The following is a 24,207-nucleotide window of genomic DNA, read 5'->3' on the forward strand; positions in this document are numbered from 1 at the left end:
ATCATGGCGGGGTCGACCGTGATGACGATCCCGGTGCTCGTCTTCTTCGTCCTCGTGCAGCGCCGCCTGGTCTCGGGACTCGGCGGGGCGGTGAAGGACTGATCCCCATGAGAGCCGTCTCCGAAAGGCCGATGCCATGCATGGCGACCGTCACGAGCCGCTGATCCCCGCGCCGCGCGCGCTCGACGTCCGCGCGCCGGGCGCCGGCCACGTCTCGCTGGACGAGGACACCACCCTGGACGCGGGGCCCGGCACCGAGGGCGTGGCGCGCTGGCTGCGCCAGGCGCTCGGCGCCGCCACCGGGCTGCCCTTCGCGCCGGGCGGCGGCCCGCGGGCGATCCGGCTGCGCGTCAGCGCCGAGGTGGCGGAGGCGTACGGCCCGGAGGGCTACCGGCTCTCGACCGACGACTCCCTCGAACCCGGCGTGACCGTCCTCGTGGAGGGCGGCGGCGCGGCCGGGGTGTTCTGGGGCCTCCAGACGCTCCGTCAGCTCCTGGGACCCGACGCGTACCGAAAGGCCCCTGCCGGCCGGGGCGCCCGCGGCTGGGAGCTTCCCCGTCTCACCGTCGAGGACGCCCCGCGCTTCCCGTGGCGCGGGCTCATGCTCGACGTCGCCCGGCACTTCATGCCGAAGGACGACGTCCTGCGCCAGCTGGACCTGATGGCCGCGCACAAGCTCAACGTCCTCCACCTCCACCTCACCGACGACCAGGGCTGGCGCGTCGAGATCAGGCGCCATCCGCGACTCACCGAGGTCGGCGCCTGGCGTGCCCGTACGAAGTGGGGGCACCGGGCCTCGCCGCTGTGGAACGAGACGCCGCACGGCGGGTTCTACACCCAGGACGACATCCGCGAGATCGTCGCGTACGCCGCCGAGCGGCACATCACCGTGGTCCCGGAGATCGATGTCCCGGGTCACTCGCAGGCCGCCATCGCCGCCTACCCGGAGCTGGGCAACACCGACGTCGTCGACACGGCCGCGCTCGCCGTCTGGGACACCTGGGGCGTCAACCCGAACGTCCTCGCGCCCACCGAGTCGACCCTCCGCTTCTACGAGGGAGTCTTCGAGGAGGTCCTGGAGCTCTTCCCGTCGACCTTCGTGCACATCGGCGGCGACGAGTGCCCGAAGGACCAGTGGAAGGCTTCTCCGACGGCCCGGGCGCGCATCGAGGAGCTGGGGCTCGCCGACGAGAACGAGCTGCAGTCCTGGTTCGTCCGCCACTTCGACCGCTGGCTCGCCGGCCGGGGCCGCCGCCTCATCGGCTGGGACGAGATCCTCGAAGGCGGGAGCCGAGCCGAAGGGCGCGCCGGTGTCGAAAGTGACGAGGAGGAGGGAGGGAGGCGCGACCGGCCGTGCGACGAGGACCGTCGGCACCGGGTACGAGCGCCTGGAGGAGAGGTGACGACATTGGGCCTGGCGCCGGGTGCGGCCGTCTCGTCGTGGCGGGGGTACGGGGGAGGGGTCACCGCCGCCGAGGCCGGTCACGACGTCGTCATGTGCCCCGAGCAGCAGGTGTACCTGGACCACCGTCAGGCGCCCGGCGAGGACGAGCCGATGCCCATCGGGTACGTACGGACCCTGGAGGACGTCTACCGCTTCGAGCCCCTGCCGCCCGGTCTGGGCCCCGAGGCCGCCGCCCATGTGCTGGGCGCCCAGGCCAACGTCTGGACCGAGGTCATGGAGAACCGCTCCCGCGTCGACTACCAGGTCTTCCCGCGCCTCGTCGCCTTCGCCGAGGTCGCCTGGTCCGCGCTGCCCGTGCCGGAGGAGCGGGACTTCGCCGGCTTCGAACGCCGGATGACCGCCCACTACCGGCGCCTGGACGCCCTCGGCGTCGGCTACCGGCCGCCCGCCGGGCCGCACCCCTGGCAGCGGCGCCCGGGGGTGCTCGGACGGCCCCTGGAGGGAGCGCCCCCGAACGTGTGAGGCAGGTCGCGTGCCCACGTCACCCAAGAGCGGCAAAACGGAAGTTACCGTCGCCGGTACGGCTTCCCGGACGGAACCGTCCTTCGCGGACCCTCGCGTCGGACGGCTCGGAAGATGTGCCACAGTTGCCACGTCCGGGCTGTGAGCACGTACGGTACGGCCACACAGGCGTGACAGCCGGGGACGAGTCGGGGACCGCCGGGGACACCGGGAAGGGGCAGCGGGTTGACCACGCACGCACCACAGACGGCGCAGTCCGTGACGCTGCCCGCCTCGCTCGACGAGGCCGTGGCGGCACTCACCGCCATGCCCGCCGCCGTACCGGTCGCGGGCGGCACGGACCTGATGGCCGCCGTCAACAAGGGGCAGCTCAGGCCCGCCGGTCTGGTCGGCCTCGGCCGGATCAACGAGATCCGCGGCTGGCAGTACCAGGACGGCCACGCGCTCCTCGGCGCCGGCCTCACCCACGCCCGGATGGGCCGCCCCGACTTCGCGGCCCTCATCCCCGCCCTCGCCGCCGCCGCGCGCGCCGCCGGGCCGCCCCAGATCCGTAACGCGGGCACCCTCGGCGGCAACGTGGTCACCGCGGCCCCCACGGGTGACTCCCTGCCCGTCCTGGCGGCCCTGGAGGCCGACCTCGTCGTCATGGGCCCGCACGGCACGCGCGAGATCCCCGTCTCCCACCTGCTGGCGGGCCGCGACCTGCTGGCCCCCGGCGAGCTGGTCGCGTTCGTCCGCGTACCCCTCCTGCACGCCCCGCAGGTCTTCCTCAAGGCGACCGGCCGCACCGGCCCGGCGCGCGCCACCGCCTCCGTCGCGGTCGTCCTCGACCCGGCGCGGCGCGGGGTGCGCTGCGCGGTCGGCGCGATCGCGCCGATGCCGCTGCGGCCGCTGGAGGCGGAACACTGGATCGCCTCGCTGGTCGACTGGGACGGCGACCGGGGGCTCGCCCCCGAGGCGCTGACGGCGTTCGGCGAGTACGTGGCGGCCGCGTGCATCCCGGACCCGCCGGGCGACGAGCAGCTGCCACCGGCCGTACTGCACCTGCGGCGCACGGTCGCCGCGCTGGCTCGACGGGCACTGGGGAGGGCGCTGTCGTGAGCGACGAACCGAACGGGAACGCGAGCGGGGGCGGCTGGGAGCCGATCCCGCAGAGCGAGGGGTACGACGGCGACGCCACGGCGTTCGTCCAGTTGCCGCCCGACTTCATGCTCGACGGCGTCCCGCTGGAGGCGCCGGGCCACGGCTACGTACCGCCGATGATCATGCCGCTGACGCCGCTCACCCCGGCCGCGGGGACGGATCCGGCGGCGACGGGCCAGTGGGTGGCGCAGGCGCCGACGACCGCGGAGACGACGGTTCCGGACGCGCCGGAGCAGCCCGTGGACCCGGACCCGCACGCGACGGGGCAGTGGAGCTTCGCGGAGAGCGGGGAGCCCGATCCGCACGCGACCGGCCAGTGGAACTTCGACGCGGCACAGACGCCCGACCCGTCGCCGACCGGGCAGTGGAAGATCCCGGTGGTGACGGACGGTTCGGACACCTCGGACGAATCCGGCGAGTACACGACGTCGATGCTGGCGCAGTACGCGAGCAGCGCCCCGGCGACCCTGCCGGGCGGCGCTCCGGCGCCGTGGGCGGTCCAGGAACCGGCCGCGGAGCCGGCGGAGGCGGAGGATGCCGCTTCGGCCGCGGCCGGGGAGCCGGAGGCGCTCACGGGCGCCCTGGAGGCTCCTGAGGCCCTGGGGACTCCGGAGGCTCCTGAGGCCCTGGGGACTCCGGAGGCACTGGGGACCCACGAAGCGCCTCAGGCCCCGGACGCCCCTCACGTCGCCGACGTCGCCGACAACCCCGACATCCCCGTCGTCCCCGTCGTCTCGACCGGTACCAGCGCGGAGAGCGACGAACACCCGCACATCTCGTACATCCTGCGGGTGAACGGCGCCGACCGTCCCGTGACGGAGTCCTGGATCGGCGAGTCGCTGCTCTACGTCCTGCGCGAGCGGCTCGGCCTGGCCGGTGCCAAGGACGGCTGCTCGCAGGGCGAGTGCGGCGCGTGCAACGTCCAGGTCGACGGCCGGCTCGTCGCCTCCTGTCTGGTGCCCGCCGCGACGGCCGCCGGCAGTGAGGTGCGTACGGTCGAGGGCCTGGCGACCGACGGCGAACCGTCCGACGTCCAGCGCGCCCTCGCCCGCTGCGGGGCCGTCCAGTGCGGCTTCTGCGTACCGGGCATGGCCATGACCGTGCACGACCTGCTGGCGGGGAACCACGCTCCGACCGAGCTGGAGACCCGACAGGCGCTCTGCGGCAACCTCTGCCGATGCTCGGGCTACCGGGGCGTGCTCGACGCCGTACGGGAGGTCGTCGCCGAGCGCGCCGCACAGGCGGCCGCGTCGGCCGACGAAGCGCGCATCCCGCACCAGATTTCCCACCCGCACGACGGAGGCACGCCGTGACCAGCGACGCGACCACCGCCACCACGCCCGCGGCGGCGACGGCGCTCGACGTCGAGCAGGAGCCCGTGGCGCACGGCCTGGGCACCTCCCTCGCGTCGGCCGACTCCCGCGCCAAGACCGAGGGCACCTTCCCGTACGCCTCCGACCTGTGGGCCGAAGGCCTGCTGTGGGCGGCGATCCTGCGCTCGCCGCACCCCCACGCCCGGATCGTCTCGATCGACACCACGGCGGCGGCCGACATGCCCGGCGTCCGGGCCGTGGTCACCCACGCCGATCTGCCCGGGGACGCGACGTACGGCCGGACCGTGGCCGACCGGCCGGTCTTCGCGGCCGAGCTGGTCCGCCACCACGGCGAGGCGATCGCGGCCGTGGCCGCGGACCACCCGGACACCGCCCGGCTCGCGGCGGCGGCGATCGCCGTCGAGTACGAGGTCCTCGAGCCGGTCACGGACCCGGAGAAGGCCTTCGCCGCGGAGGCGCTGCACCCGGACGGGAACCTGATCCGCCACATCCCGCTGCGGTTCGGCGACGCCGAGGCGACGGGCGAGGTCGTGGTCGAGGGCCTGTACCGGATCGGACGCCAGGACCCGGCCCCCATCGGAGCGGAGGCCGGACTCGCCGTCCCGCGCCCCGACGGCGGGGTCGAGATCTACACGGCCTCCACCGACCCCCACACCGACCGCGACCTGGCGGCGGCCTGCTTCGGCCTCACGCCGGACCAGGTCAAGGTCGTCGTGACGGGTGTTCCGGGGGCGACGGGCGACCGTGACGATCCGGGCTTCCAGATCCCGCTGGGCCTGCTCGCGCTCCGTACCGGCTGCCCGGTCAAACTGACCGCTACGCGCGAGGAGTCCTTCCTCGGTCACGCCCACCGACACCCGACGCTGCTGCGCTACCGCCACCACGCGGACGCGGAGGGCAGGCTGGTGAAGGTGGAGGCGCAGATCCTGCTGGACGCCGGCGCCTACGCTGACGCGTCCTCGGAGTCCCTCGCCGCCGCCGTCTCCTTCGCCTGCGGTCCGTACGTCGTCCCGCACGCCTTCATCGAGGGCTGGGCGGTCCGCACGAACAACCCGCCGTCCGGCCATGTGCGGGGCGAGGGTGCGATGCAGGTCTGCGCGGCGTACGAGGCGCAGATGGACAAGCTGGCGGCGAAGCTGGGCGTGGACCCGGTCGACGTACGGCTGCGGAACGTCCTGGCCACCGGGGACCTCCTCCCGACGGGCCAGACGGTGACGTGCCCGGCGCCGGTGGCGGAACTGCTGGCCGCCGTCCGTGACTTCCCCCTGCCGTCCCTGCCGATGGACACCCCCGAGGAGGACTGGCTGCTGCCGGGCGGGCCCGAGGGCGCGGGCGAACCGGGCGCGGTGCGCCGGGGCGTCGGCTACGCGCTCGGCATGGTGCACATGCTCGGCGCGGAGGGCACCGACGAGGTCTCGACGGCGACGGTGAAGGTCCAGGACGGCGTGGCCACGGTCATCTGCGCGGCCGTGGACACGGGTTCGGGCTTCTCGACGCTGGCCCGCCAGATCGTCCAGGAGACGCTGGGCCTGGAGGAGGTCCACGTCGCCTCGGTCGACACCGACCAGCCGCCGGCCGGTCCGGCGACGCACGGCCGTCACACGTGGGTGTCGGGCGGGGCGGTGGAGCGCGCGGCGAAGATGGTCCGTACGCAACTGCTGCAGCCCCTGGCGCACAAGTTCGGCATGTCGACGGAGCTGCTCCAGATCACGGACGGCAAGATCACGTCCTACGACGGTGTCCTGTCGACCACGGTCATGGAGGCGATGGACGGCAAGGAGCTCTGGGCGACCGCCCAGTGCCGCCCGCACCCGACCGAGCCCCTGGACGAGTCGGGGCAGGGCGACGCCTTCGTGGGCCTCGCCTTCTGCGCGATCCGCGCGGTGGTGGACGTCGACATCGAGCTGGGCTCGGTCCGCGTGGTGGAGATGGCCGTCGCCCAGGACGTCGGCCGCGTCCTCAACCCGGCGCAGCTGGCCACCCGTATCGAGGCCGGGGTCACCCAGGGCGTCGGCGCGGCCCTCACGGAGAACCTCCGCACCGCCCGCGGCCTGCTCCGGCACCCGGACCTGACGGGCTACGCGCTCCCGACGGCCCTGGACGCACCGGACATCCGCATCGTGAAGCTCGTCGAGGAGCGCGACGTGGTGGCCCCCTTCGGGGCGAAGGCGGCGAGCGCGGTCCCGGTGGTCACCTCCCCGGCGGCGGTGGCCTCGGCGGTCCGCGCGGCGACGGGCCGCCCGGTCAACCGCCTCCCGATCCGCCCGCAGGCGGCGGTGGGCGCGGTGACGGGGTAGGCGAATCCCCCACGTTGCCGCTGCGTGGCTGAGGCCAAGAACGGCTACGCGGAGATCGACGCGGGCGCACGCCGCCGGATGCCGGCCATCCAGCACGACACGCAGCGGCACTGCGACGCCGAGCGGGACCCGACGGCCGCGGTAGCGGCCGCTCGGCAGCGACCGCCGTCGGCCCAGCCGGGCGAGTCGTCGGGCGCGGCGTGATCCAGTGGAGCGGGACGGGACACGGTGACACGAAGGGACGGACAGGGCCACACACGGCGGCGGCCGGACGCTCTGGCGAGAGCATGTCGCACGAGGCCGTGCCGGCTGACCGGACCACGGGGCCGTATCGACCCGGACCGGCTCGGTCTCCTGTTCGGCGACCTGCGGGCCGGGCCGGATCCGGCTCAGCGACGCGTCTTCACCGACACCTCCCCGCAGCCGATCCGCCTGGCCTCGGACTTCACGTAGGCGGGGAGGAGCTGGCGTGTCCAGTCGCTCCGATGGGCATCGAACTCGCGGACCACGAAGGCGACATCACCGGTCTGGCAGCGGGCCTTGAACACCGAGAGGTCGCCGCCCAGCACACCGTAGCCGTCGCCCTCAAGGCGCTCGCCTCCGCCCTGGAGCGCGCGAGGCATGAAGATCTGTGCCAGATCGGGGTCCTCGACGGTCATGAGCCGGATGTCAGGGCGGTCACCGTGCGCGCCGATGTCGCAGCCGCGCACGCCTTCACCCGGCCCCGGAGTGACCCGTTCGTGGTAGGAGACCTTGTCCTCCTTCGATCGACGGGCCGCCTCGGGCAGACGCAGATCCTTCACCCCGCACAGCTCATCCGGTGCCGTGGCGCGCAGCTCGGCGAGCGGCGCCAGTTCCCCGGGATCGGCGTACCTCCCCGAGCAACCCCACCTCTCCATCAGCCCGTTGGTCATGTGAACGACGGTGCGCGCCAAAGCGGCCCGGCGGCTCTGGTCGTCCTCGCGCTCGATCCAGGCGACGCCCGCGGACAGGTCCACCACCATCGGCGCGTGAGCTCGGCCCGACGAACTCGTGCAGCCCTTGGGCAGCGCGACCCAGGCGCGGTTGGGCGAGGCCATGCCGGTGATCTCGCCGCCCAGCGGGGTCATCCGAGGGGAGAGGAACTCGTCGGGCCACTCCCGCATGTCGAGCCCGTACAGTTCGTCGAGGTCGCGCACCCTGGCGGTCACCTCCCAGCGCCGCTCGCCGTCCTCGATACGCGTGATCCGGCACTCGCCGCGGACCCGCGCGTCGTTTCCCCGGGCATGTTCGAGGGGAAGCTCCCGAGCCTCCAGGCGCCCCTCCCTCGCGAACATGCCGAACGCGACGTCCTCCGACAGCGACCCCCAGCACAGGTCCCTCGGTACGAACGGCAGGGTGTCCGTCTGCCAGGCCACCGTGCCCGCGCCGAGCAGCGCACCGGCGAGCATGCCCGCGAGCGCCGCTCCCCGCTTGCCGCGCAGCAGCCGCCGGAGGCCAGAGGGCGGCGGCGGGGGCGGTGGTGGGGAGCAAGGGGCGGTGGCCGTCGTTGCCGACGTGAGGTGCTGCTCGTGGGTGTCCTCGGGCATCGCGCCGCTCCCGTTCTCCGTCTCCGTCACGTCGCTCCCCGACTCCGGGCCCCCGCTCATCGCCGCGGCGCCACGTCTGAGCAGCCGATACGGTCTCCCACAGCGTTCACGGCCCGGGCGAACGCGCCGCCCGCGTCCGGGATGGCGACCTTCTCCAGATAGGCGGTGTCAAACCAGAGCGCGAAGACCGTGGGGCCGGTCTCGCAGTCGGCCTGGACGATGTTGTAGGAGTCGGTCAGCCGCCCTTTGCCACGCCAACCGGGACCCGGTGACCGGTCACCGGCGAGATCCTGGAGCAGCGCCGCCAGGCGCGGCTGCGCTGCCATCATGAACTGACCTGCGAAGACGGGGTTCCTGACATGGTCCGTGTTGGTGAGTGTGCACAGCTGGACACCGTCCTCCACGACACCGGCCTGAGCTTCGTAGTGATCGCCCTTGACAGTCGCGAAACCGAAACCTCGGATACCGCAGGTGGCGTGCGAGCCGACGCCGCCGGTCTCCCCCTCGCGGGCGGGCTTCACCGGAGAGGTGACGCGCAGGGGAGCGGCGCCCTCGGCGCAGTCCGTCCGCCGCATCCCCTCGTTGGCCACGGCGAGCAGCAGCTGGGCCACGTCCCCCTGGCTGCCGATCGATACCGGCATGTTCACCAGTCCCAGATGGCCGTCCCCGGTCTCGTCCCCGGCGATGGTCACCACGGTCGGCCGCCCGTCGACGTCGCACTCCTTGGGCAGTACGACCATGCCCTTGGCGTTGCCGACCAGTCCGGGGACACCGTCGGGCAGCGGCCCCACTGAGTCGTCGAGGAACTCCGCCAGCCAGCTCAGGCGTTCCTTCTCCGAGGCTGGCACGGGCCCATAGCTGACCTTGACCGTCTTCTTGAACTCGATGGTGTTCGTCTCGGCGCCGCCCGCGTCAGTGGCCGAGGACCCGTGGTCGTCCGGCACGCTGGACGTCACCCGGAGCGTGCAGGTGCCCTCCGGACGGTCCGCCGAAGGCGCGGCGGACTCCTCGGCGACGCGCTCGTCCCCGGTCGTGCCCAACTCGTCGTCGCCGAGCAGCCGGGGCCCACTGTCCTGCTTCCAAGCACCCCAGCAGTACTCATCCTTGGCGAAGGGTCCGATACCGGCCGCCCAGACACCGACCCCGGCGATCGCGAGCGCCACCGCGGTCACCGCAGCGACCGTCCTGCGACGCCGCCGCAGCCATGAGCCTCGTACGCCACCGCGTATACCGTCATCCGCGCACTGGGGCGCACCCTGTGCTTCCACGCTCGATCCCCCGTCAACTCAAGACCGCCCGATACTAGCCGCGGCCTCGCTTCACGAATCCAGCCGGCTCTGGGGGCCGGAGGCCCTGCCGGCGATCAAGGGCTGCCGAGGGTCGTCACGCGACCGACGCCCGGTGTTGATGGTCGTAGGTCCAACGGCTGAGCCGCCCCCCGCCCCACGACAGGGGTCAACTTGGTCTTCACCTCTTACTCTGAAGGGCATGAGCGCCCTCGAACCCCGCGACGCCGACTCCGGCGTCGCGCCGGACCTCCCCGCCGCCGTCCTCACCCCGGGCGGCGGTTCCGTGCTCGACCGCGAGCACCGGGCGCTCAGCATCGGCATCGTCTCCGTCGTGCTGCTCATCGCCTTCGAGGCGACCGCCGTCGGGACGGCCATGCCGGTCGCGGCGCGCGAGCTGGACGGGATTCCGCTCTACGCCTTCGCCTTCTCCGCGTACTTCACCACCAGCCTCTTCGCCATGGTCCTCTCCGGGCAGTGGTCCGACCGCGGCGGGCCCCTCGCCCCGCTCACCGTCGGCATCAGCGCCTTCGCCGCCGGACTGCTGCTCTCCGGGACCGCCGGCACGATGTGGCTCTTCATCGCCGGACGGGCCGTCCAGGGCCTCGGCGGCGGGCTGGTGATCGTCGCGCTGTACGTCATCGTCAGCCGCGCGTACTCCGAACAGCTACGGCCCGCGATCATGGCCGCCTTCGCGGCGAGCTGGGTCGTCCCGTCCGTCGTCGGGCCGCTCGCCTCCGGGACGATCACCGAGCACCTGGGCTGGCGCTGGGTCTTCGTCGGGATTCCCGTTCTCGTCGTCCCCTCCCTCGCCCTCGCCCTGCCCGCCATCCGCCGCACCGCCTCCGGGCCCGCCGACCCGGCCGCGCCCCTCCCGCCGTACGACCGGCGGCGGATCCGGCTCGCGCTCGGCATCTCGGCCGGCGCGGGGCTGCTCCAGTACGCCGGTCAGGAACTGCGCTGGCTCTCGCTCCTCCCGGCGGCGGCGGGTGCCGCGCTGCTCGTGCCGGCCGTACTCGGACTGCTGCCGCGCGGGACCTCCCGGGCCGCGCGGGGGCTGCCGTCGGTGGTGCTGCTGCGGGGGATCGCGGCGGGCTCCTTCATCGCCGCGGAGTCCTTCGTACCGCTCATGCTCGTCACCCAGCGGGGCATGAGCCCCACGCTCGCGGGCCTGTCGCTCGCGGTCGGCGGGGCGACCTGGGCGCTCGGGTCGTGGATCCAGTCACGGCCGTGGACGGAGCCGTACCGCGAACGGCTCGTCGTGCTCGGGATGCTGCTCGTCGCGGCGGCGATCGGCACGGCGCCGACCGTCCTGGTCGAGGCGGTCCCGGTGTGGGTGGTGGCGGTCGCCTGGGGCTACGGGTGCCTGGGCATGGGCATGGTGATCGCCTCGACGAGCGTGCTGCTCCTGAAGCTCTCCGCGCCGGATGAGGCGGGCGCGAACTCGGCGGCGCTGCAGATCTCGGACGGCCTGTCGAACGTGCTGCTGCTCGCGGTGGGCGGCGCGGCGTTCGCGGCGCTGGGCGGGGGAGCGGTCGGGCACGCGGCCGCCACCGGCGGAGCCGGCCACCCCGTGGCATTCGCGGCCGTGTTCCTCCCGATGGCGGGGGTGGCGCTGATGGGGGCGTGGGTCGCGACGCGGCTGCGGGCCGCTCACCCCCGCGAGTGATACCAGAATGACCCCACCGGGTGGTACCGTTCTGGTATGGCTATGAACCTGCGTCTTCGCGACGACCAGACGGAAGCACTCAAGCAGCGGGCCGAGCAGGAGGGCACCAGCATGCACGCCATACTGCTCAAGGCGGTGGACCATTACCTTGCGCGTACCGCCCAGGAGGCGATCGTGCGGAAGACCGCCATGGAGCAGGCGGCCAAGTGGCACGAGCTGATGGAGCGCCTGAAGTGACGTGCATCTACCTCTCCGCCGAGGACGTTCTGGTCATCGCCGAGCACGCGGTCGATGACCAGAAGGTCGTCGTACGCGACGCGGGCCTGCTCGAATCGGCGGTGCACCGGCCGTCCGCGGCCATGTTCGGGGAGGAGGCGTACCCCGAGCTGATCGACAAGGCAGCCGCGCTTCTCCAGTCGCTGGCGGTCAACCACCCCTTCGTCGACGGGAACAAGCGCACCGCCTGGTTGTCCTGCGTCACGTTCCTCGCCATGAACGGCATCCAGCTGCGGCCGGACATCGATGCCGCGGAACGCCTGGTCATCGCCGTAGCGACCGGGGCACTCGATGAAGTCAAGGCGATTGCGCAGGGGCTCCACGAGCTGAGGCTCCCGACGTGAGCTGAGTCCCACCCTGGCGGACCCCGTGGCGTTCGTACGAGGTTTCCACCGGGCCGCCGGTAAGGTGGCCCGGTTGTCATATCTGGACGAGCGTCGAACCGGAGACCGTGACTACCACCGCCACCTCCTCCCATCACCTCTCTCCCGCCTTCCCCGGACGGGCCCCCTGGGGCACCGCCAACAAGCTGCGAGCCTGGCAGCAGGGCGCCATGGAGAAGTACATCCAGGAGCAGCCCCGCGACTTCCTCGCGGTCGCGACGCCCGGCGCCGGAAAGACCACCTTCGCGCTGACCCTCGCGTCCTGGCTGCTGCACCACCATGTCGTGCAGCAGGTCACGGTCGTCGCCCCCACGGAGCACCTGAAGAAGCAGTGGGCGGCCGCCGCCGCGCGGATAGGGATCAAGCTCGACCCCGACTACAGCGCCGGGCCGCTCAGCAAGGAGTACCACGGCGTCGCGATCACCTACGCCGGTGTCGGCGTGCGCCCCATGCTCCACCGCAACCGCTGCGAGCAGCGCAAGACCCTCGTCATCCTCGACGAGATCCACCACGCCGGTGACTCCAAGTCCTGGGGCGAGGCCTGCCTGGAGGCGTTCGACCCGGCGACCCGGCGCCTCGCCCTGACCGGTACGCCCTTCAGGTCCGACACCAACCCCATCCCCTTCGTCACGTACGAGGAGGGGAACGACGGCATCCGGCGGTCGTCCGCCGACTACACCTACGGCTACGGCAACGCCCTGGGCGACGGCGTCGTCCGGCCCGTGATCTTCCTCTCCTACAGCGGCAACATGCGCTGGCGCACCAAGGCCGGCGACGAGATCGCCGCCCGCCTCGGCGAGCCCATGACCAAGGACGCCATCTCCCAGGCCTGGCGCACCGCGCTCGACCCGCGCGGCGACTGGATGCCGAACGTCCTGCGCGCCGCCGACCAGCGCCTCACCGAGGTCCGCAAGGGCATCCCCGACGCCGGCGGGCTCGTCATCGCCTCCGACCAGGACTCCGCCCGCGCCTACGCCAAGCTCATCCGCGAGATCACCGGTACGAAGGCCACGGTCGTCCTCTCCGACGAGGCCGCCGCCTCCAAGCGGATCGACGAGTTCAGCGAGAACAACGAACGCTGGATGGTCGCCGTCCGCATGGTGTCCGAGGGCGTCGACGTCCCCCGCCTCGCCGTGGGCGTGTACGCGACGACCATCTCGACCCCACTCTTCTTCGCCCAGGCCGTCGGACGGTTCGTGCGTTCGCGCAGGCGCGGCGAGACGGCCTCCGTGTTCCTTCCCACCATCCCCAACCTCCTCGGCTTCGCCAACGAGATGGAGGTCGAGCGCGACCACGTCCTCGACAAGCCGAAGAAGGACGGCGAGGACGACCCGTACGCCGAATCCGAGAAGGAGATGGCGGAGGCCGAGAAGCAGCAGGACGAGGACACCGGCGAGCAGGACATGCTGCCCTTCGAGGCGCTGGAGTCCGACGCCGTCTTCGACCGCGTGCTCTACGACGGCGCCGAGTTCGGCATGCAGGCCCACCCGGGCAGCGAGGAGGAGCAGGACTACCTCGGCATCCCCGGGCTCCTCGAACCCGACCAGGTGCAGCTGCTCCTCCAGAAGCGGCAGGCCCGGCAGATCGCGCACAGCCGCAAGAAGCCGGACACCGAGGCGGACCTGCTGGAGCTTCCGGCCGAGCGGCGGCCCGTCGTTTCGCACAAGGAGCTTCTTGAGCTGAGGAAACAGCTCAACACGATGGTCGGTGCGTACGTTCACCAGAGCGGCAAGCCCCACGGCGTGATCCACACCGAGCTGCGCCGGGTGTGCGGCGGGCCGCCGAGCGCCGAGGCGACCGCCGGGCAGATCCGCGAGCGGATCAAGAAGGTCCAGGAGTGGGCCACCCGGATGCGCTGAGCCCGGAGACGACCGGTCCCGTACGCGGCTGAGCGGCGGGGCCGTACACCGCTGAGCGGACGGTTCCGCGTCGCTCGGACCGGGTGTCGCGCCCCGAGCGGGCGGACGGTTCCGCGTCGCTCGGGGCGGGCCGTGTGTCGCTGAGGGGACGGTTCTGTGTCGCTCAGGACGGGTCGCGCACCGCTGAGCGGACGGGGGCCCCGCGCCGTCGTGCACGGACCGTCGGTATCCAGCCGCTCGCGCCCGGATTCTGGACGAGGTCTTCCGCTGAGCGGAGTGGCTCGCTACTGTCCCCGCAATGAAACGCCCCGTGGCAGCGCCGCCGCGGAGCGCAGCCGGTGCGCATGGCCTGCCGGCGGCCTCTGACGTGCGTCGCCGCGGGACCGGCGCCGCTGCTCTCGTTTGAAGGTCCGCCGTCACTCACTCCGAAGGAGAGGGCGTCGTGACCGCGGAAACCTCCCAGACGCTCGACCGGGGCCTCAGGGTCCTCAAGCTGCTCGCCGACACCGACCACGGCCTGACCGTCACCGAGTTGTCCAACCGACTCGGGGTCAACAGGACCGTCGTCTACCGTCTGCTCGCCACACTCGAACAGCACGCGCTCGTACGCCGAGACCTGGGCGGTCGCGCCCGGGTGGGCCTCGGCGTGCTCCGCCTCGGCCGCCAGGTCCATCCGCTCGTACGGGAGGCGGCGCTGCCCGCGCTGCGCTCCCTCGCCGAGGACATAGGCGCGACCGCTCATCTCACCCTCGTGGACGGGGCGGAGGCGCTGGCGGTCGCCGTCGTCGAACCGACCTGGACCGACTACCACGTGGCCTACCGGGCCGGGTTCCGGCACCCGCTGGACCGGGGCGCGGCGGGCCGCGCCATCCTCGCGGCCCGGCAGGGAAGTCTGATCGAGCCGGGGTTCACGCTGACCCACGGCGAGCTGGAGGCGGGCGCGAGCGGCGCCGCGGCCCCGCTGGTCGGCATCACGGGCATCGAGGGCAGCGTGGGCGTCGTGATGCTCGCGGACGCGGTCCCGGAACGGGTGGGCCCGAGGGTGGTCGACGCGGCGCGAGAGGTCGCCGACGCGTTGCGCTAGAACTGGACCAGATGGACGGCACGTTCTTCCCCGTCGCCCGGTACGGCGTCGACCGCCCGCTGCTCCTGCTCGGCGCCGACGGTTACCGCGACACCCGGATCGACCGCTCCTGGAACGCGGTGCTCGCCCGGTCCGGAGCGCGGGTGCGCCGGCGGCAGCTCGACGACGCGGCGCACGCGGTGTTCACCGACTACGCGGCCCTCGTGCCCCAGCTCCAGGCCGCCGGTCTGATCAGCGCCGCCGACCGGGTCCGGCTCGTCGGCGCGATCGGGGCGATCGGGGCGTGGGACGCCGTGCGTGCCGTGCGTCACCAGCTGCGGGGGTTCTTCGACCGTCGGGTGCCGGCGGGCGCCCAGTAGATTGGGGGCGTGCTCACCAGTCTCACGCGTACCCGTGCGCTCGCCCTCTGCGCCCTGCCCGTCGCCGCGCTCTTCGCCGCCGTCGGGCTCGCGCCGCTGCCGTACGCCATCGCCTCGCCCGGAACGACCGCCGACGTACTCGGGGCGGTCGACGGGCGCCAGGTGATCACGATCAGCGGGGCGCCCGTCCGGGACACCGAGGGCAAGCTGCTGATGACCACGATCGTGGCCACCGGGCCGAGCGTCGACAACGACTTCGCCGACATCGCCGACGCCTGGTTCCGTACCGACCAGGCCGTGCTGCCGCGCGACTCCGTCTACCCGCCGGGCAAGTCGGACGCCGAGGTGGAGGAGCACAACCTGGGCGAGATGAAGGAGTCGCAGGACGCCGCCACCCTCGCCGCACTCGGCTATCTGAAGCTCGACCCGAAGGACGTGAAGGTCACGCTCCATCTCGCCGACATCGGTGGGCCGAGCGCCGGTTTCCTCTTCTCCCTCGGGATCGTCGACAAGCTCGACGGCGACGGCGCCGACGGCGACCTCACCGGCGGCAGGACCGTCGCCGGTACGGGCACGATCGAGCCCGACGGCACGGTCGGCGCCGTCGGCGGGGTGTCGCTGAAGACCCAGGCCGCCGCGCGGGACGGGGCGAGCGTCTTCCTCGTGCCCGAGGCGGAGTGCTCCGACGCCCAGGCCGAGCTGCCGAAGGGGATGCGGCTGATCCCCGTCTCGACGCTCACCGACGCCGTGGCGTCGCTCCGGGCGCTGGACCAGGGCCAGGAAGGGAAGGTCCCGAGCTGCTGACCCGTCCGTCCGGCCACGACCTCCGACCACTTCTCCGGAAGTATCTCCGGAAGTAGGGGGAGGAGAGGGCGGGGCTACAGCGGCTCGTCCTCCGCCGCCTGTTCCACCAGCGGGATGATCCGCAGCGGTACGGGGTTCTCCATCACGATCGCCGTGGAGGCCCGCACGATCCCCTCGAAGCCGACGACCCGGTCGATCACCCGCTGGAGGTCCGCGTTGGAGCGGGCCACCAGTCGGCAGAGCATGTCGCCGTGACCCGTCGTCGTGTGCAGCTCCAGCACCTCGGGCACGGTCGCCAGGTGCTCCCGGACGTCCGGCCCCTGCCCCTGCTTGATCTCCAGCGTCGCGAACGCGGTCACCGGATAGCCGAGCGCCGCCGGGTCGACCTGGGGGCCGAAGCCGCGGATCACCCCGTGCGCCTGAAGGCGGTCCAGGCGCGCCTGCACCGTGCCGCGCGCCACGCCCAGCCGGCGCGACGCCTCGAGCACCCCGATCCGCGGCTCGCGCGCGAGCAGCACGATCAGCCGGCCGTCCAGATGATCGATCGCCACAGAGGTCTCCTCATGGTCATCCTGTACAAGTCTCCCGGCCATACTGACCCGCTGCTGTACAGATTGCCCAGCCACTCGGCGAACTATTGCGCAGCTTGCCGATCGGCGGGACTCTGCCGTCATGGCAGACAACTCGATGATCATCGATCCCTCCCCTTCCACGGCGCGGCAGGCCGATCCCTTCCCCGTGAAGGGAATGGACGCGGTCGTCTTCGCCGTCGGCAATGCCAAGCAGGCCGCGCACTACTACTCCACGGCCTTCGGTATGAAGCTCGTCGCGTACTCCGGACCGGAGAACGGCAGCCGCGAGACCGCCAGCTACGTCCTGACGAACGGCGCCGCCCGCTTCGTGTTCACCTCCGTCATCAAGGCCTCCACCGACTGGGGCCGCTTCCTCGCCGAGCACGTCGCCGAGCACGGTGACGGTGTCGTCGACCTGGCGATCGAGGTGCCCGACGCGCGCGCCGCGTACGCCTACGCCGTCGAGCACGGCGCCACCGGCATCACCGAGCCGTACGAGGTGAAGGACGAGAACGGCACCGTCGTCCTCGCCGCCATCGCGACGTATGGCCAGACCCGTCACACCCTCGTCGAGCGCTCCGGCTACGACGGCCCCTACCTGCCGGGCTTCGTCGCCGCCGCCCCGATCGTCGAGCCGCCGGCCAAGCGCACCTTCCAGGCCATCGACCACTGCGTCGGCAACGTCGAGCTCGGCAAGATGAACGACTGGGTCGGCTTCTACAACAACGTCATGGGCTTCACGAACATGAAGGAGTTCGTGGGCGACGACATCGCGACCGAGTACTCGGCCCTGATGTCGAAGGTCGTCGCGGACGGCACCCTCAAGGTGAAGTTCCCGATCAACGAGCCGGCGATCGCGAAGAAGAAGTCGCAGATCGACGAGTACCTGGAGTTCTACGGCGGCGCGGGCGTCCAGCACATCGCGCTGGCCACCAACGACATCGTCGCGACGGTCCGTTCCATGCGCGCCGCCGGTGTCCAGTTCCTCGACACCCCCGACTCGTACTACGACACGCTCGGCGAGTGGGCCGGCGAGACGCGGGTGCCCGTCGAGACCCTGCGCGAGCTGAAGATCCTCGTCGACCGCGACGAGGACGGCTACCTGCTGCAGATCTTCACGAAGCCGGTCCAGGACCGTCCGACCGTCTTCTTCGAGATGATCGAGCGTCACGGCTCCATGGGCTTCGGCAAGGGCAACTTCAAGGCCCTGTTCGAGGCGATCGAGCGCGAGCAGGAGAAGCGCGGGAACCTGTAGTCCGCGAAGACCGGCGGGCCCGGGCGGGTGTCTGCCCCGGGCCCGTCTTCATGCTCCGGCGCCCGCGGGGGTGGCGCCGGAACTCCGCCGCCCCGCGGAACCGTTGCCCCCGACGGGGTTCCGCGGGGCCACCGGCGTCCCCGCGGCCACCGGGGTCTCCGAGGACTCCGGCGTCCCCGGGGCCTCCGGGGCCTCCGGGGCCTCCGGGGCCTCCGAGGACTTCGGGGACTTCGGGGCCTCCGAGGACTTCGGGGGCGTCGGAGGGGCCTCGCGGAGTTCCTCCGGGAGCGTGTCCGGGGGGTCGCCCAGTTCACGGACCGACTGCCGCGCCCTCGGCGCCAGCAGCGGCGAGAAGTCCGGGTTGATCCGCAGCGCCTCCGCCAGATGCCGGCGAGCCGGACCGTACTCCTCCACCGCCCGCTCGATCTCGCCCCGGTGGTACGAGAAGAGCGCGCTGCGCAGCCCCTCCTCCGTCGCCCTCCTCGCGTAGCCCAGCGCCTCCTTCGGCTCCCCGGCCCGGAAGAGCGCCCAGCCCAGCGCGTCCGCCATCTGCACCGACCGGTGCCCGCGCGCCCACTCCGCCTTCAGCATCCGCACCGCCGCCGCCGCGTCCCCGTGGTCCGCCTCGAACAGACCGAGGACGACCTCCCCGCCGGCCCAGGACCCCGACCGCAGCACCTCGTACTGCGCCCGCGCCTCGCCGTCCAGGCCGAGCGACTCGTACAGCTCGCCGGCCTCCAGGACGTACTCCGGCCGGGGGAGCCGCGCGAGCGCCGCCCGGTAGTCGAGAATCGCCTCGTCCGTGCGGTCCAGCGCCGCGAGCGCCCGGGCCCGCCCCGCGAGCGACGGACCGTGGTCCCGTACGAGGCGCAGGGCCGACCCGTACTCGGTCACCGCCTCCTCCGGCTCGCCCCGCTCCCACGCCAGATCCCCGAGCCGGGCGTACGCCGCCGCCTTCTCCGCGCCGGTCTCCGCCCGCGCCACCGCGTCGAGCGCCGCCACCGCCGCGTCCTCGCGCCAGCCCCGGTTGCGGTACCCCTGCGCGACCCGCGTGCTCACCGCCGCACCCGAGTGCAGCTCCTCCAGGGCCGAAAGGGCCTGCCGGGCGGCCTTGTAGTCACCGAGCCCGTTGTACGCGTCGATCAGCACCGGGTACACCGGCCAGCGCTTCGGCGACTTCGCGCGGACCGCCTCCCCCCAGGTCCTGGCCGTCTCCCAGTCGCCCCGCGCGTTGGCCAGGGCGCCGAGCCCCAGCTGCGCGTCGAGGTTCCCGCGCGAGGCGGGCCGTACCTCCAGGGAGCGCTTCAGGGCGCGCTCGGCACGCGGGTAGTACGACGCGTCGCCGAGCCGCGTGCCCCGCTCGGTGTACGCCGCCCCGAGCACGGCCCAGGACGTCTCGTCCGTCGGATGGTCCTTCAGCCACTTCTCTCGGTCGCCGATCAGCGCTCCCAGGTCGGGCAGCGAGGCCTGCGCCCCCGCGTTCGCCGCGAGCACCGCGCGCTCGGCGGGACCGGGTGCGGGCGGCTTCCCGTCGCCGAACAGACCGGGTGCGAGATCGGGGGCGTACAGCAGCGCCGTCGCCGCGAGCACCGCACCCACCCCCGCGGTCAGGACCGCTCTCGACACGTTCTCCGTCCTCATGCCGCTCACTGTGCGCCTGTACGAAGAGCACACGAAGGACCACGACGGCGGGTTCACACCGATGGCCCCGGGTGCCAGGCTGGACGCATGGACGATCTTCTGACGCGGCTCCACGCGGACCTGCGCGCGGGTCTGCCCGCGGAGGCGCTGATCACCGACCCGGACGTCACCGCCTCCTACACCCACGACATGGCGAGCTTCTGCACGGCCGGCACCCCCGCGGCCGTCGTGCTCCCACGCACCGTCGAGCAGGTCCAGCACGTCATGCGCACCGCGACCGCGCTGCGCGTCCCGGTCGTCCCCCAGGGCGCGCGCACCGGCCTGTCCGGTGCCGCCAACGCCTCCGAAGGCTGCATCGTGCTGTCCCTGGTCAGGATGGACCGGATCCTGGAGATCAACCCGGTCGACCGGATCGCGGTCGTGGAACCCGGCGTGGTCAACGCCGTCCTGTCCCGCGCGGTCAACGAGTACGGTCTCTCCTACCCGCCGGACCCCTCCAGCTGGGAGACGTGCACCATCGGCGGGAACATCGGCACCGCGTCCGGCGGCCTGTGCTGTGTGAAGTACGGGGTCACGGCGGAGTACGTCCTCGGTCTCGACGTCGTCCTCGCCGACGGGCGGCTGCTCTCCACCGGCCGGCGCACCGCCAAGGGCGTCGCCGGATATGACCTGACCCGGCTCTTCGTCGGCTCGGAGGGCAGCCTCGGCATCATCGTCGGCGCGACCCTCGCGCTCCGCCCGCAGCCGCCCCAACAGCTCACGCTCGCCGCCGAGTTCCCCTCGTCGGCGGCCGCCTGCGAGGCCGTCTGCGCGATCATGGAGCGTGGCCATACGCCGTCTCTGCTGGAGCTGATGGACGGCACCACCATCCGCGCCGTCAACAAGTTGGCGAACATGGGGCTGCCGAACACCACCGAGGCGCTGCTCCTGTGTGCCTTCGACACCCCGGACCCGGCGGCCGATCTGGCCGCCGTCGGCGAGCTGTGCGCGGCGGCCGGGGCCACCGAGGTCGTACCGGCCGAGTCCGCGGCCGAGTCCGCACTCCTCCTCCAGGCGCGCCGGCTCTCCCTGACCGCCCTGGAGACGATCAAGTCCGCGACGATGATCGACGACGTCTGCGTACCGCGTACGAAGCTGGCCGCCATGCTCGACGGGACGGCCGCCATCGCCGAGAAGTACGACCTGACCATCGGAGTCTGCGCGCACGCGGGCGACGGCAACACCCATCCCGTCGTCTGCTTCGACCACGCGGACGAGGACGAGTCGCGGCGGGCGCGGGAGTCCTTCGACGAGATCATGGCGCTCGGGCTCGAACTGGGCGGCACGATCACCGGCGAGCACGGCGTGGGCACACTGAAGAAGGACTGGCTGGCGCAGGAGTTGGGGCCGGTGGGCGTGGAGTTGCAGCAGGGCATCAAGCGGACCTTCGACCCCCTCGGAATCCTGAACCCCGGAAAGCTCTTCTGACCTCGTCACCGCTCCCTTCACGCCTCGTCGTCCTGCGACTCGTCCGACGGCCAGGGGTCGCGCAGCCAGAGGTCGTCGGCGACCGAGGTGGTGGCCAGCAGTTCGGCGAGCCCGTCGTCGATGCCGAGCTGCTCGGACTCGGTGCCCGGCGGGACGGCGCGCAGGGTCCGCTCCAGCCACGCCGAGACCTGCACGGAGGGCGCCTCGAGGAGCGCGTCCCCGTCGGGGGAGGAGAGCGCCATCAGGACGACGTTGCGGCCGTCGACCTTCGTGGGCCAGATCCGGACGTCGCCGTGACCGCAGGGCCGGAAGACGCCCTCGACGAGCAGCTCACGGGCGAACGTCCAGTTGACGGGATACTCCGAACCCACGTGGAACGTGATGTGCACGGCGTACGGGTCGTCGGTGCGGTAGGCGAGCCGCGCGGGGACGGGGATGGAGCGCTCGGGCGACAGCACCAGCTTCAGCTCCAGCTCGCGCTCGACCACGGTGTTCTCGGTGTTCTGCATGGCTGACGTCCTCTCCGGTACGGGGCCCCGGGCGGGCCCGCACAGGGAGAGAGCGCGACGGCGGCTCGCCATTACGCGACTTCGGAGAAGTTTTTTCGGGAGTCCTCCGGAGGGGACCGTCGGCCTGAGCGTGACGGTGAGTGGCGGGTTCTGTGGGTATGTCGCTCGAAGGCGGGTTTCTCGCGGCCTCTTTCTCCCTGTGGCGCCGTTCTTCGTTACTGTCCTCCTTGGACCCGTGGGTCCGAGGTCGTAGAAGCGTCGTCACGGATCGGAGTCGGGGCAGTGGCTACTCCTCCTGGAGCCGGCGGGGAGGTACCGCAGGCCGGGTACTACCCGGACCCCTCCATTCCCGGATACATCCGGTACTGGAACGGGGGCGCCTGGGTGCCCGGGACTAGCAGGCCGGCCCCCCGTGAGGGTGAACTCCCGCCGGCGGCCCCGGCCTCGGCGATGCCGCCGGGTCCGGCCCTGGCTCCGAACCCCTCGCCCGCGCCCGCGGTCTCCTCGCCCGCGCCCGTGGTCTCCGCGCCGGCCCCCGTGCCCGTCGTGGAGGAGACGGGACCCGTCTTCCTCGACGAGGAGCCGGCCGCCGCACCCGAGCCCGAACCGGCCTCGGCATGGCAGGCGGACGTCTCGCGGCAGACCGGCTTCGGCGGCGACCGGGACCGGAAGGTCTCCTGGGGCGCGCCCGAGGCCGAACCCGCGGCGACCGGCACCCCGGCCGCCGCGCAGGACCCCCGGGTCGCCGCCGCCCGCACCACGGACCCCGAGCCGAAGCCGGCCGGTCCGCAGGCCCGACTGGGCGGGATGCCGGTGACTCCGGCGTCCGCCGCCGACCCGACGGGCGGCGCGCTGCCCGGCGTTCGGCAGGCGAAGGCGGGGGGTCAGGCCCCTGTTCCGGAGGGCACGATGACGATCCGCGCCCTTCCTCCGCAGGGCGCACCGGCCTCCTCGCAGAACGCCCGGAACCCGCAGGGCACGCGTGACGCGCTCGGGCCGCAGGGCCCCCAGGCCCTCAGGGCACCGCAGGGAGGCGGGGCGCAGCCCGCGCAGCCTTCCCCGGCGCCCCTCCCGCACGTGCCCGGCCAGCCCCAGCCCCAGGCGCAGAACCCGGCCCCCTCTCCGGCGGCTTCCGCCCCTTCCCCGGCGGCCCCCACCCCCTCCTCGGCGGCCCCCGCACCCGTCACCGCCGGTCCCGGCGGCGGCGCGCCCTCGTGGCCCCAGCAGGTCCACCAGCTCGCCCAGCCCTCGCCGGCCGCGGCCCCGGCGGCGCACCGGCAGGCGCCGCAGGCGCAGCACTCACCCCAGGCCGCCGACCAGGAGCAGCCGGTCCTGCCGTGGAAGCCGCCCGTCGAGGACCCGTTCCTCCAGGCCGCCCGCGCCCAGGCAGCCGCCCGCCCGGCCGGCCTCGGCAAGCGCCTGGTGGCGCGGTTCATCGACACCCTCGTCCTCGGCGCGCTCGTCGGCGGCGCGTCCTTCCCCTTCGTCATGGCGGCGCTCGACCACATCGACGCCAAGATCGAGACGGCCAAGCAGTCCGGTGTCACCGTCCAGGTCTGGCTCCTGGACGGCACCACCTCCCTCAACTTCGGGATCGCGCTCGGCGCACTCCTCGTCCTCGGCGTGCTGTACGAGGCGCTGCCCACGGCCAAGTGGGGCCGCACGCTCGGCAAGAAGCTCTGCGGTCTCCAGGTGAGGGACATCGAGGCCCACGAGCCGCCGACGTTCGGCGCGGCGCTGCGCCGCTGGCTCGTGTACAGCGTCCTCGGACTCCTCGTCCTCGGGGTCCTGAACGTCCTGTGGTGCCTCTTCGACCGCCCCTGGCGTCAGTGCTGGCACGACAAGGCGGCCCACACCTTCGTGGCCGGCTAGTCCCTGTCGTCGAAGTCTCGCCTGGCCGACGCCACTTCGACGACAGGGCCTGGGAGCGTCCCCCGGGGGACCCGTACGGCGGTCGCCCGAACGGTCGGCGATCGATTGCGGGGCCCCGTCACGCGGGATGCACTGCCCCCATGAGCAACGACCAGCCGACGCCCGGCCAGCCGCCCGATGACGACCCGTTCGTCAAGAAGCCGCAGGAGCCCACGCCGCCGTCGGCGGGCTCTCCGCACGGGAGCGGGAGTCAGCCGCCACCCTCCGAAGGAACGCCGCCGGGCGGCCCTCCTCCCGAGGGTCCGCCTCCGGGGGGTCCGCCGCCCGGTTCTCCGTACGACAACATGCCGCCCCCGCCCCCGCCGTACGGCTCCCAGCCCTACGGCGGCGGAGGCGGTTACGGGGGTGTGGATCCGCTGGCCGGGATGCCGCCGCTCGCCGACTCCGGCAAGCGCATCCTCGCCCGGATCATCGACTGGCTGATCGTCGCCATCCCGCTCGCCGTCATCGGCATCCCGTTCAACGTCTACGACCGGGCCACCGACGGCGACGACTTCGGCGACACCATCACGGCGACCGGCACGGGCAGCGGTCTCGTCTTCCAGCTCATCACCATCGTGGCGTACGTCGCCTACGACACCCTGATGGTGGCGAACAGCGGCCAGACGCTCGGCAAGAAGTGGTTGAAGCTGCGCGTCGCGATGCTCAACGACGGCTCCACACCGCCGACGAACGCCTCGCTGATCCGCGCGATCGTGCTCTGGCTGCCCGCGCTGATCTGCTGCGCCTGCCTGTGGCCGCTGCTCCTGCTCATCCTGATCCTGGTCGACAAGCCCTACAAGCAGGGCCTGCACGACAAGGCGGCCAAGACCGTGGTGGTGTCGGTCCCGCAGTAGCTACGG

At 72.7% G+C, this 24,207-nt stretch carries 21 protein-coding genes; 16 read left to right on the plus strand and 5 right to left on the minus strand.

Annotated features, from left to right (window positions below; genetic code table 11):
• The first annotated feature begins 136 nt into the window (after nt 1-136).
• The 5 genes from ACFUJR_RS06160 (at nt 137) to ACFUJR_RS06180 (ending at nt 6,905) form a co-directional block, all read left to right on the plus strand.
• A complete protein-coding gene (locus ACFUJR_RS06160; protein WP_383164598.1) occupies nt 137-1,927 on the plus strand; it encodes a beta-N-acetylhexosaminidase in 1,791 nt (596 codons plus the stop codon).
• Between the two features lie 225 nt (nt 1,928-2,152).
• A complete protein-coding gene (locus tag ACFUJR_RS06165; RefSeq protein ID WP_383164595.1) occupies nt 2,153-3,028 on the plus strand; it encodes an FAD binding domain-containing protein in 876 nt (291 codons plus the stop codon).
• The gene (locus ACFUJR_RS06170) at nt 3,025-4,383 is read left to right on the plus strand and encodes a 2Fe-2S iron-sulfur cluster-binding protein (RefSeq protein WP_383164592.1); all 1,359 of its coding nucleotides are present in this window, start codon (nt 3,025-3,027) and stop codon (nt 4,381-4,383) included. The genes ACFUJR_RS06165 and ACFUJR_RS06170 overlap by 4 nt, the downstream gene beginning before the upstream one ends.
• Nucleotides 4,380-6,701: a xanthine dehydrogenase family protein molybdopterin-binding subunit gene (locus ACFUJR_RS06175; RefSeq protein ID WP_383164589.1), complete on the plus strand. Its 2,322-nt coding sequence runs from the start codon at nt 4,380-4,382 to the stop codon at nt 6,699-6,701. The genes ACFUJR_RS06170 and ACFUJR_RS06175 overlap by 4 nt, the downstream gene beginning before the upstream one ends.
• 24 nt (nt 6,702-6,725) lie before the next feature.
• Entirely contained in the window at nt 6,726-6,905 is a 180-nt protein-coding gene (locus ACFUJR_RS06180; RefSeq protein WP_383164586.1) for a hypothetical protein, read from the plus strand.
• A gap of 185 nt (nt 6,906-7,090) precedes the next feature.
• Here the strand turns inward: ACFUJR_RS06180 and ACFUJR_RS06185 are convergent, their stop codons facing one another.
• Together ACFUJR_RS06185 and ACFUJR_RS06190 are read right to left on the minus strand one after the other, a co-directional pair.
• On the minus strand, nt 7,091-8,299 hold the full coding sequence (locus ACFUJR_RS06185) for a hypothetical protein (RefSeq protein WP_383164584.1): 1,209 nt from the start codon (nt 8,297-8,299) through the stop codon (nt 7,091-7,093).
• Between the two features lie 26 nt (nt 8,300-8,325).
• On the minus strand, nt 8,326-9,441 hold the full coding sequence (locus tag ACFUJR_RS06190; RefSeq protein ID WP_383164581.1) for a hypothetical protein: 1,116 nt from the start codon (nt 9,439-9,441) through the stop codon (nt 8,326-8,328).
• 316 nt (nt 9,442-9,757) lie between these two features.
• Between ACFUJR_RS06190 and ACFUJR_RS06195 the strand changes: the two genes are divergently transcribed.
• The 7 genes from ACFUJR_RS06195 (at nt 9,758) to ACFUJR_RS06225 (ending at nt 15,989) form a co-directional block, all read left to right on the plus strand.
• Nucleotides 9,758-11,224, plus strand: coding sequence for an MFS transporter (locus tag ACFUJR_RS06195; protein WP_383164578.1), 1,467 nt, complete (start codon nt 9,758-9,760; stop codon nt 11,222-11,224).
• A gap of 36 nt (nt 11,225-11,260) precedes the next feature.
• Complete coding sequence (locus tag ACFUJR_RS06200; protein WP_383164575.1) at nt 11,261-11,461, plus strand: CopG family transcriptional regulator; 201 nt, start codon at nt 11,261-11,263, stop codon at nt 11,459-11,461.
• Nucleotides 11,458-11,844 carry a type II toxin-antitoxin system death-on-curing family toxin gene (locus ACFUJR_RS06205; RefSeq protein WP_383164572.1) on the plus strand — a complete coding sequence of 129 codons (387 nt, stop codon included), beginning with the start codon at nt 11,458-11,460 and terminating at the stop codon, nt 11,842-11,844. The genes ACFUJR_RS06200 and ACFUJR_RS06205 overlap by 4 nt, the downstream gene beginning before the upstream one ends.
• A 107-nt stretch (nt 11,845-11,951) precedes the next feature.
• A complete protein-coding gene (locus tag ACFUJR_RS06210; RefSeq protein WP_383164569.1) occupies nt 11,952-13,742 on the plus strand; it encodes a DEAD/DEAH box helicase in 1,791 nt (596 codons plus the stop codon).
• Between the two features lie 442 nt (nt 13,743-14,184).
• Entirely contained in the window at nt 14,185-14,826 is a 642-nt protein-coding gene (locus ACFUJR_RS06215; RefSeq protein WP_260229619.1) for an IclR family transcriptional regulator, read from the plus strand.
• Nucleotides 14,827-14,837: 11 nt separating this feature from the next.
• Nucleotides 14,838-15,185 (plus strand): hypothetical protein, encoded by a 348-nt coding sequence (locus ACFUJR_RS06220; protein WP_383164564.1) that lies wholly within the window; start codon nt 14,838-14,840, stop codon nt 15,183-15,185.
• Nucleotides 15,186-15,194: 9 nt separating this feature from the next.
• On the plus strand, nt 15,195-15,989 hold the full coding sequence (locus tag ACFUJR_RS06225) for a S16 family serine protease (protein ID WP_383164561.1): 795 nt from the start codon (nt 15,195-15,197) through the stop codon (nt 15,987-15,989).
• Nucleotides 15,990-16,063: 74 nt separating this feature from the next.
• Here ACFUJR_RS06225 and ACFUJR_RS06230 read toward each other — a convergent pair whose 3' ends face one another.
• Nucleotides 16,064-16,540, minus strand: coding sequence for an Lrp/AsnC family transcriptional regulator (locus tag ACFUJR_RS06230; RefSeq protein ID WP_383164558.1), 477 nt, complete (start codon nt 16,538-16,540; stop codon nt 16,064-16,066).
• A gap of 136 nt (nt 16,541-16,676) precedes the next feature.
• Between ACFUJR_RS06230 and hppD the strand changes: the two genes are divergently transcribed.
• A complete protein-coding gene (gene hppD, locus ACFUJR_RS06235; protein WP_383164616.1) occupies nt 16,677-17,816 on the plus strand; it encodes a 4-hydroxyphenylpyruvate dioxygenase in 1,140 nt (379 codons plus the stop codon).
• 48 nt (nt 17,817-17,864) lie between these two features.
• Here the strand turns inward: hppD and ACFUJR_RS06240 are convergent, their stop codons facing one another.
• Nucleotides 17,865-19,457: a tetratricopeptide repeat protein gene (locus ACFUJR_RS06240; RefSeq protein WP_383164555.1), complete on the minus strand. Its 1,593-nt coding sequence runs from the start codon at nt 19,455-19,457 to the stop codon at nt 17,865-17,867.
• An 87-nt stretch (nt 19,458-19,544) separates the two neighbouring features.
• Here ACFUJR_RS06240 and ACFUJR_RS06245 point away from each other — a divergent pair, with 87 nt between their 5' ends.
• Nucleotides 19,545-20,924 carry an FAD-binding oxidoreductase gene (locus ACFUJR_RS06245; protein ID WP_383164552.1) on the plus strand — a complete coding sequence of 460 codons (1,380 nt, stop codon included), beginning with the start codon at nt 19,545-19,547 and terminating at the stop codon, nt 20,922-20,924.
• A gap of 17 nt (nt 20,925-20,941) precedes the next feature.
• On the opposite strand, the gene ACFUJR_RS06250 is transcribed toward ACFUJR_RS06245, so the two are convergent.
• Nucleotides 20,942-21,433 (minus strand): SsgA family sporulation/cell division regulator, encoded by a 492-nt coding sequence (locus tag ACFUJR_RS06250; RefSeq protein ID WP_383164549.1) that lies wholly within the window; start codon nt 21,431-21,433, stop codon nt 20,942-20,944.
• Between the two features lie 282 nt (nt 21,434-21,715).
• Between ACFUJR_RS06250 and ACFUJR_RS06255 the strand changes: the two genes are divergently transcribed.
• Together ACFUJR_RS06255 and ACFUJR_RS06260 are read left to right on the plus strand one after the other, a co-directional pair.
• Complete coding sequence (locus ACFUJR_RS06255) at nt 21,716-23,305, plus strand: RDD family protein (RefSeq protein ID WP_383164546.1); 1,590 nt, start codon at nt 21,716-21,718, stop codon at nt 23,303-23,305.
• Between the two features lie 140 nt (nt 23,306-23,445).
• A complete protein-coding gene (locus ACFUJR_RS06260; protein WP_383164543.1) occupies nt 23,446-24,201 on the plus strand; it encodes an RDD family protein in 756 nt (251 codons plus the stop codon).
• Nucleotides 24,202-24,207 lie beyond the last annotated feature (6 nt).

The sequence above is a fragment of the Streptomyces sp. NPDC057271 genome (genome assembly GCF_042668715.1).
Lineage (GTDB): Bacteria > Actinomycetota > Actinomycetes > Streptomycetales > Streptomycetaceae > Streptomyces.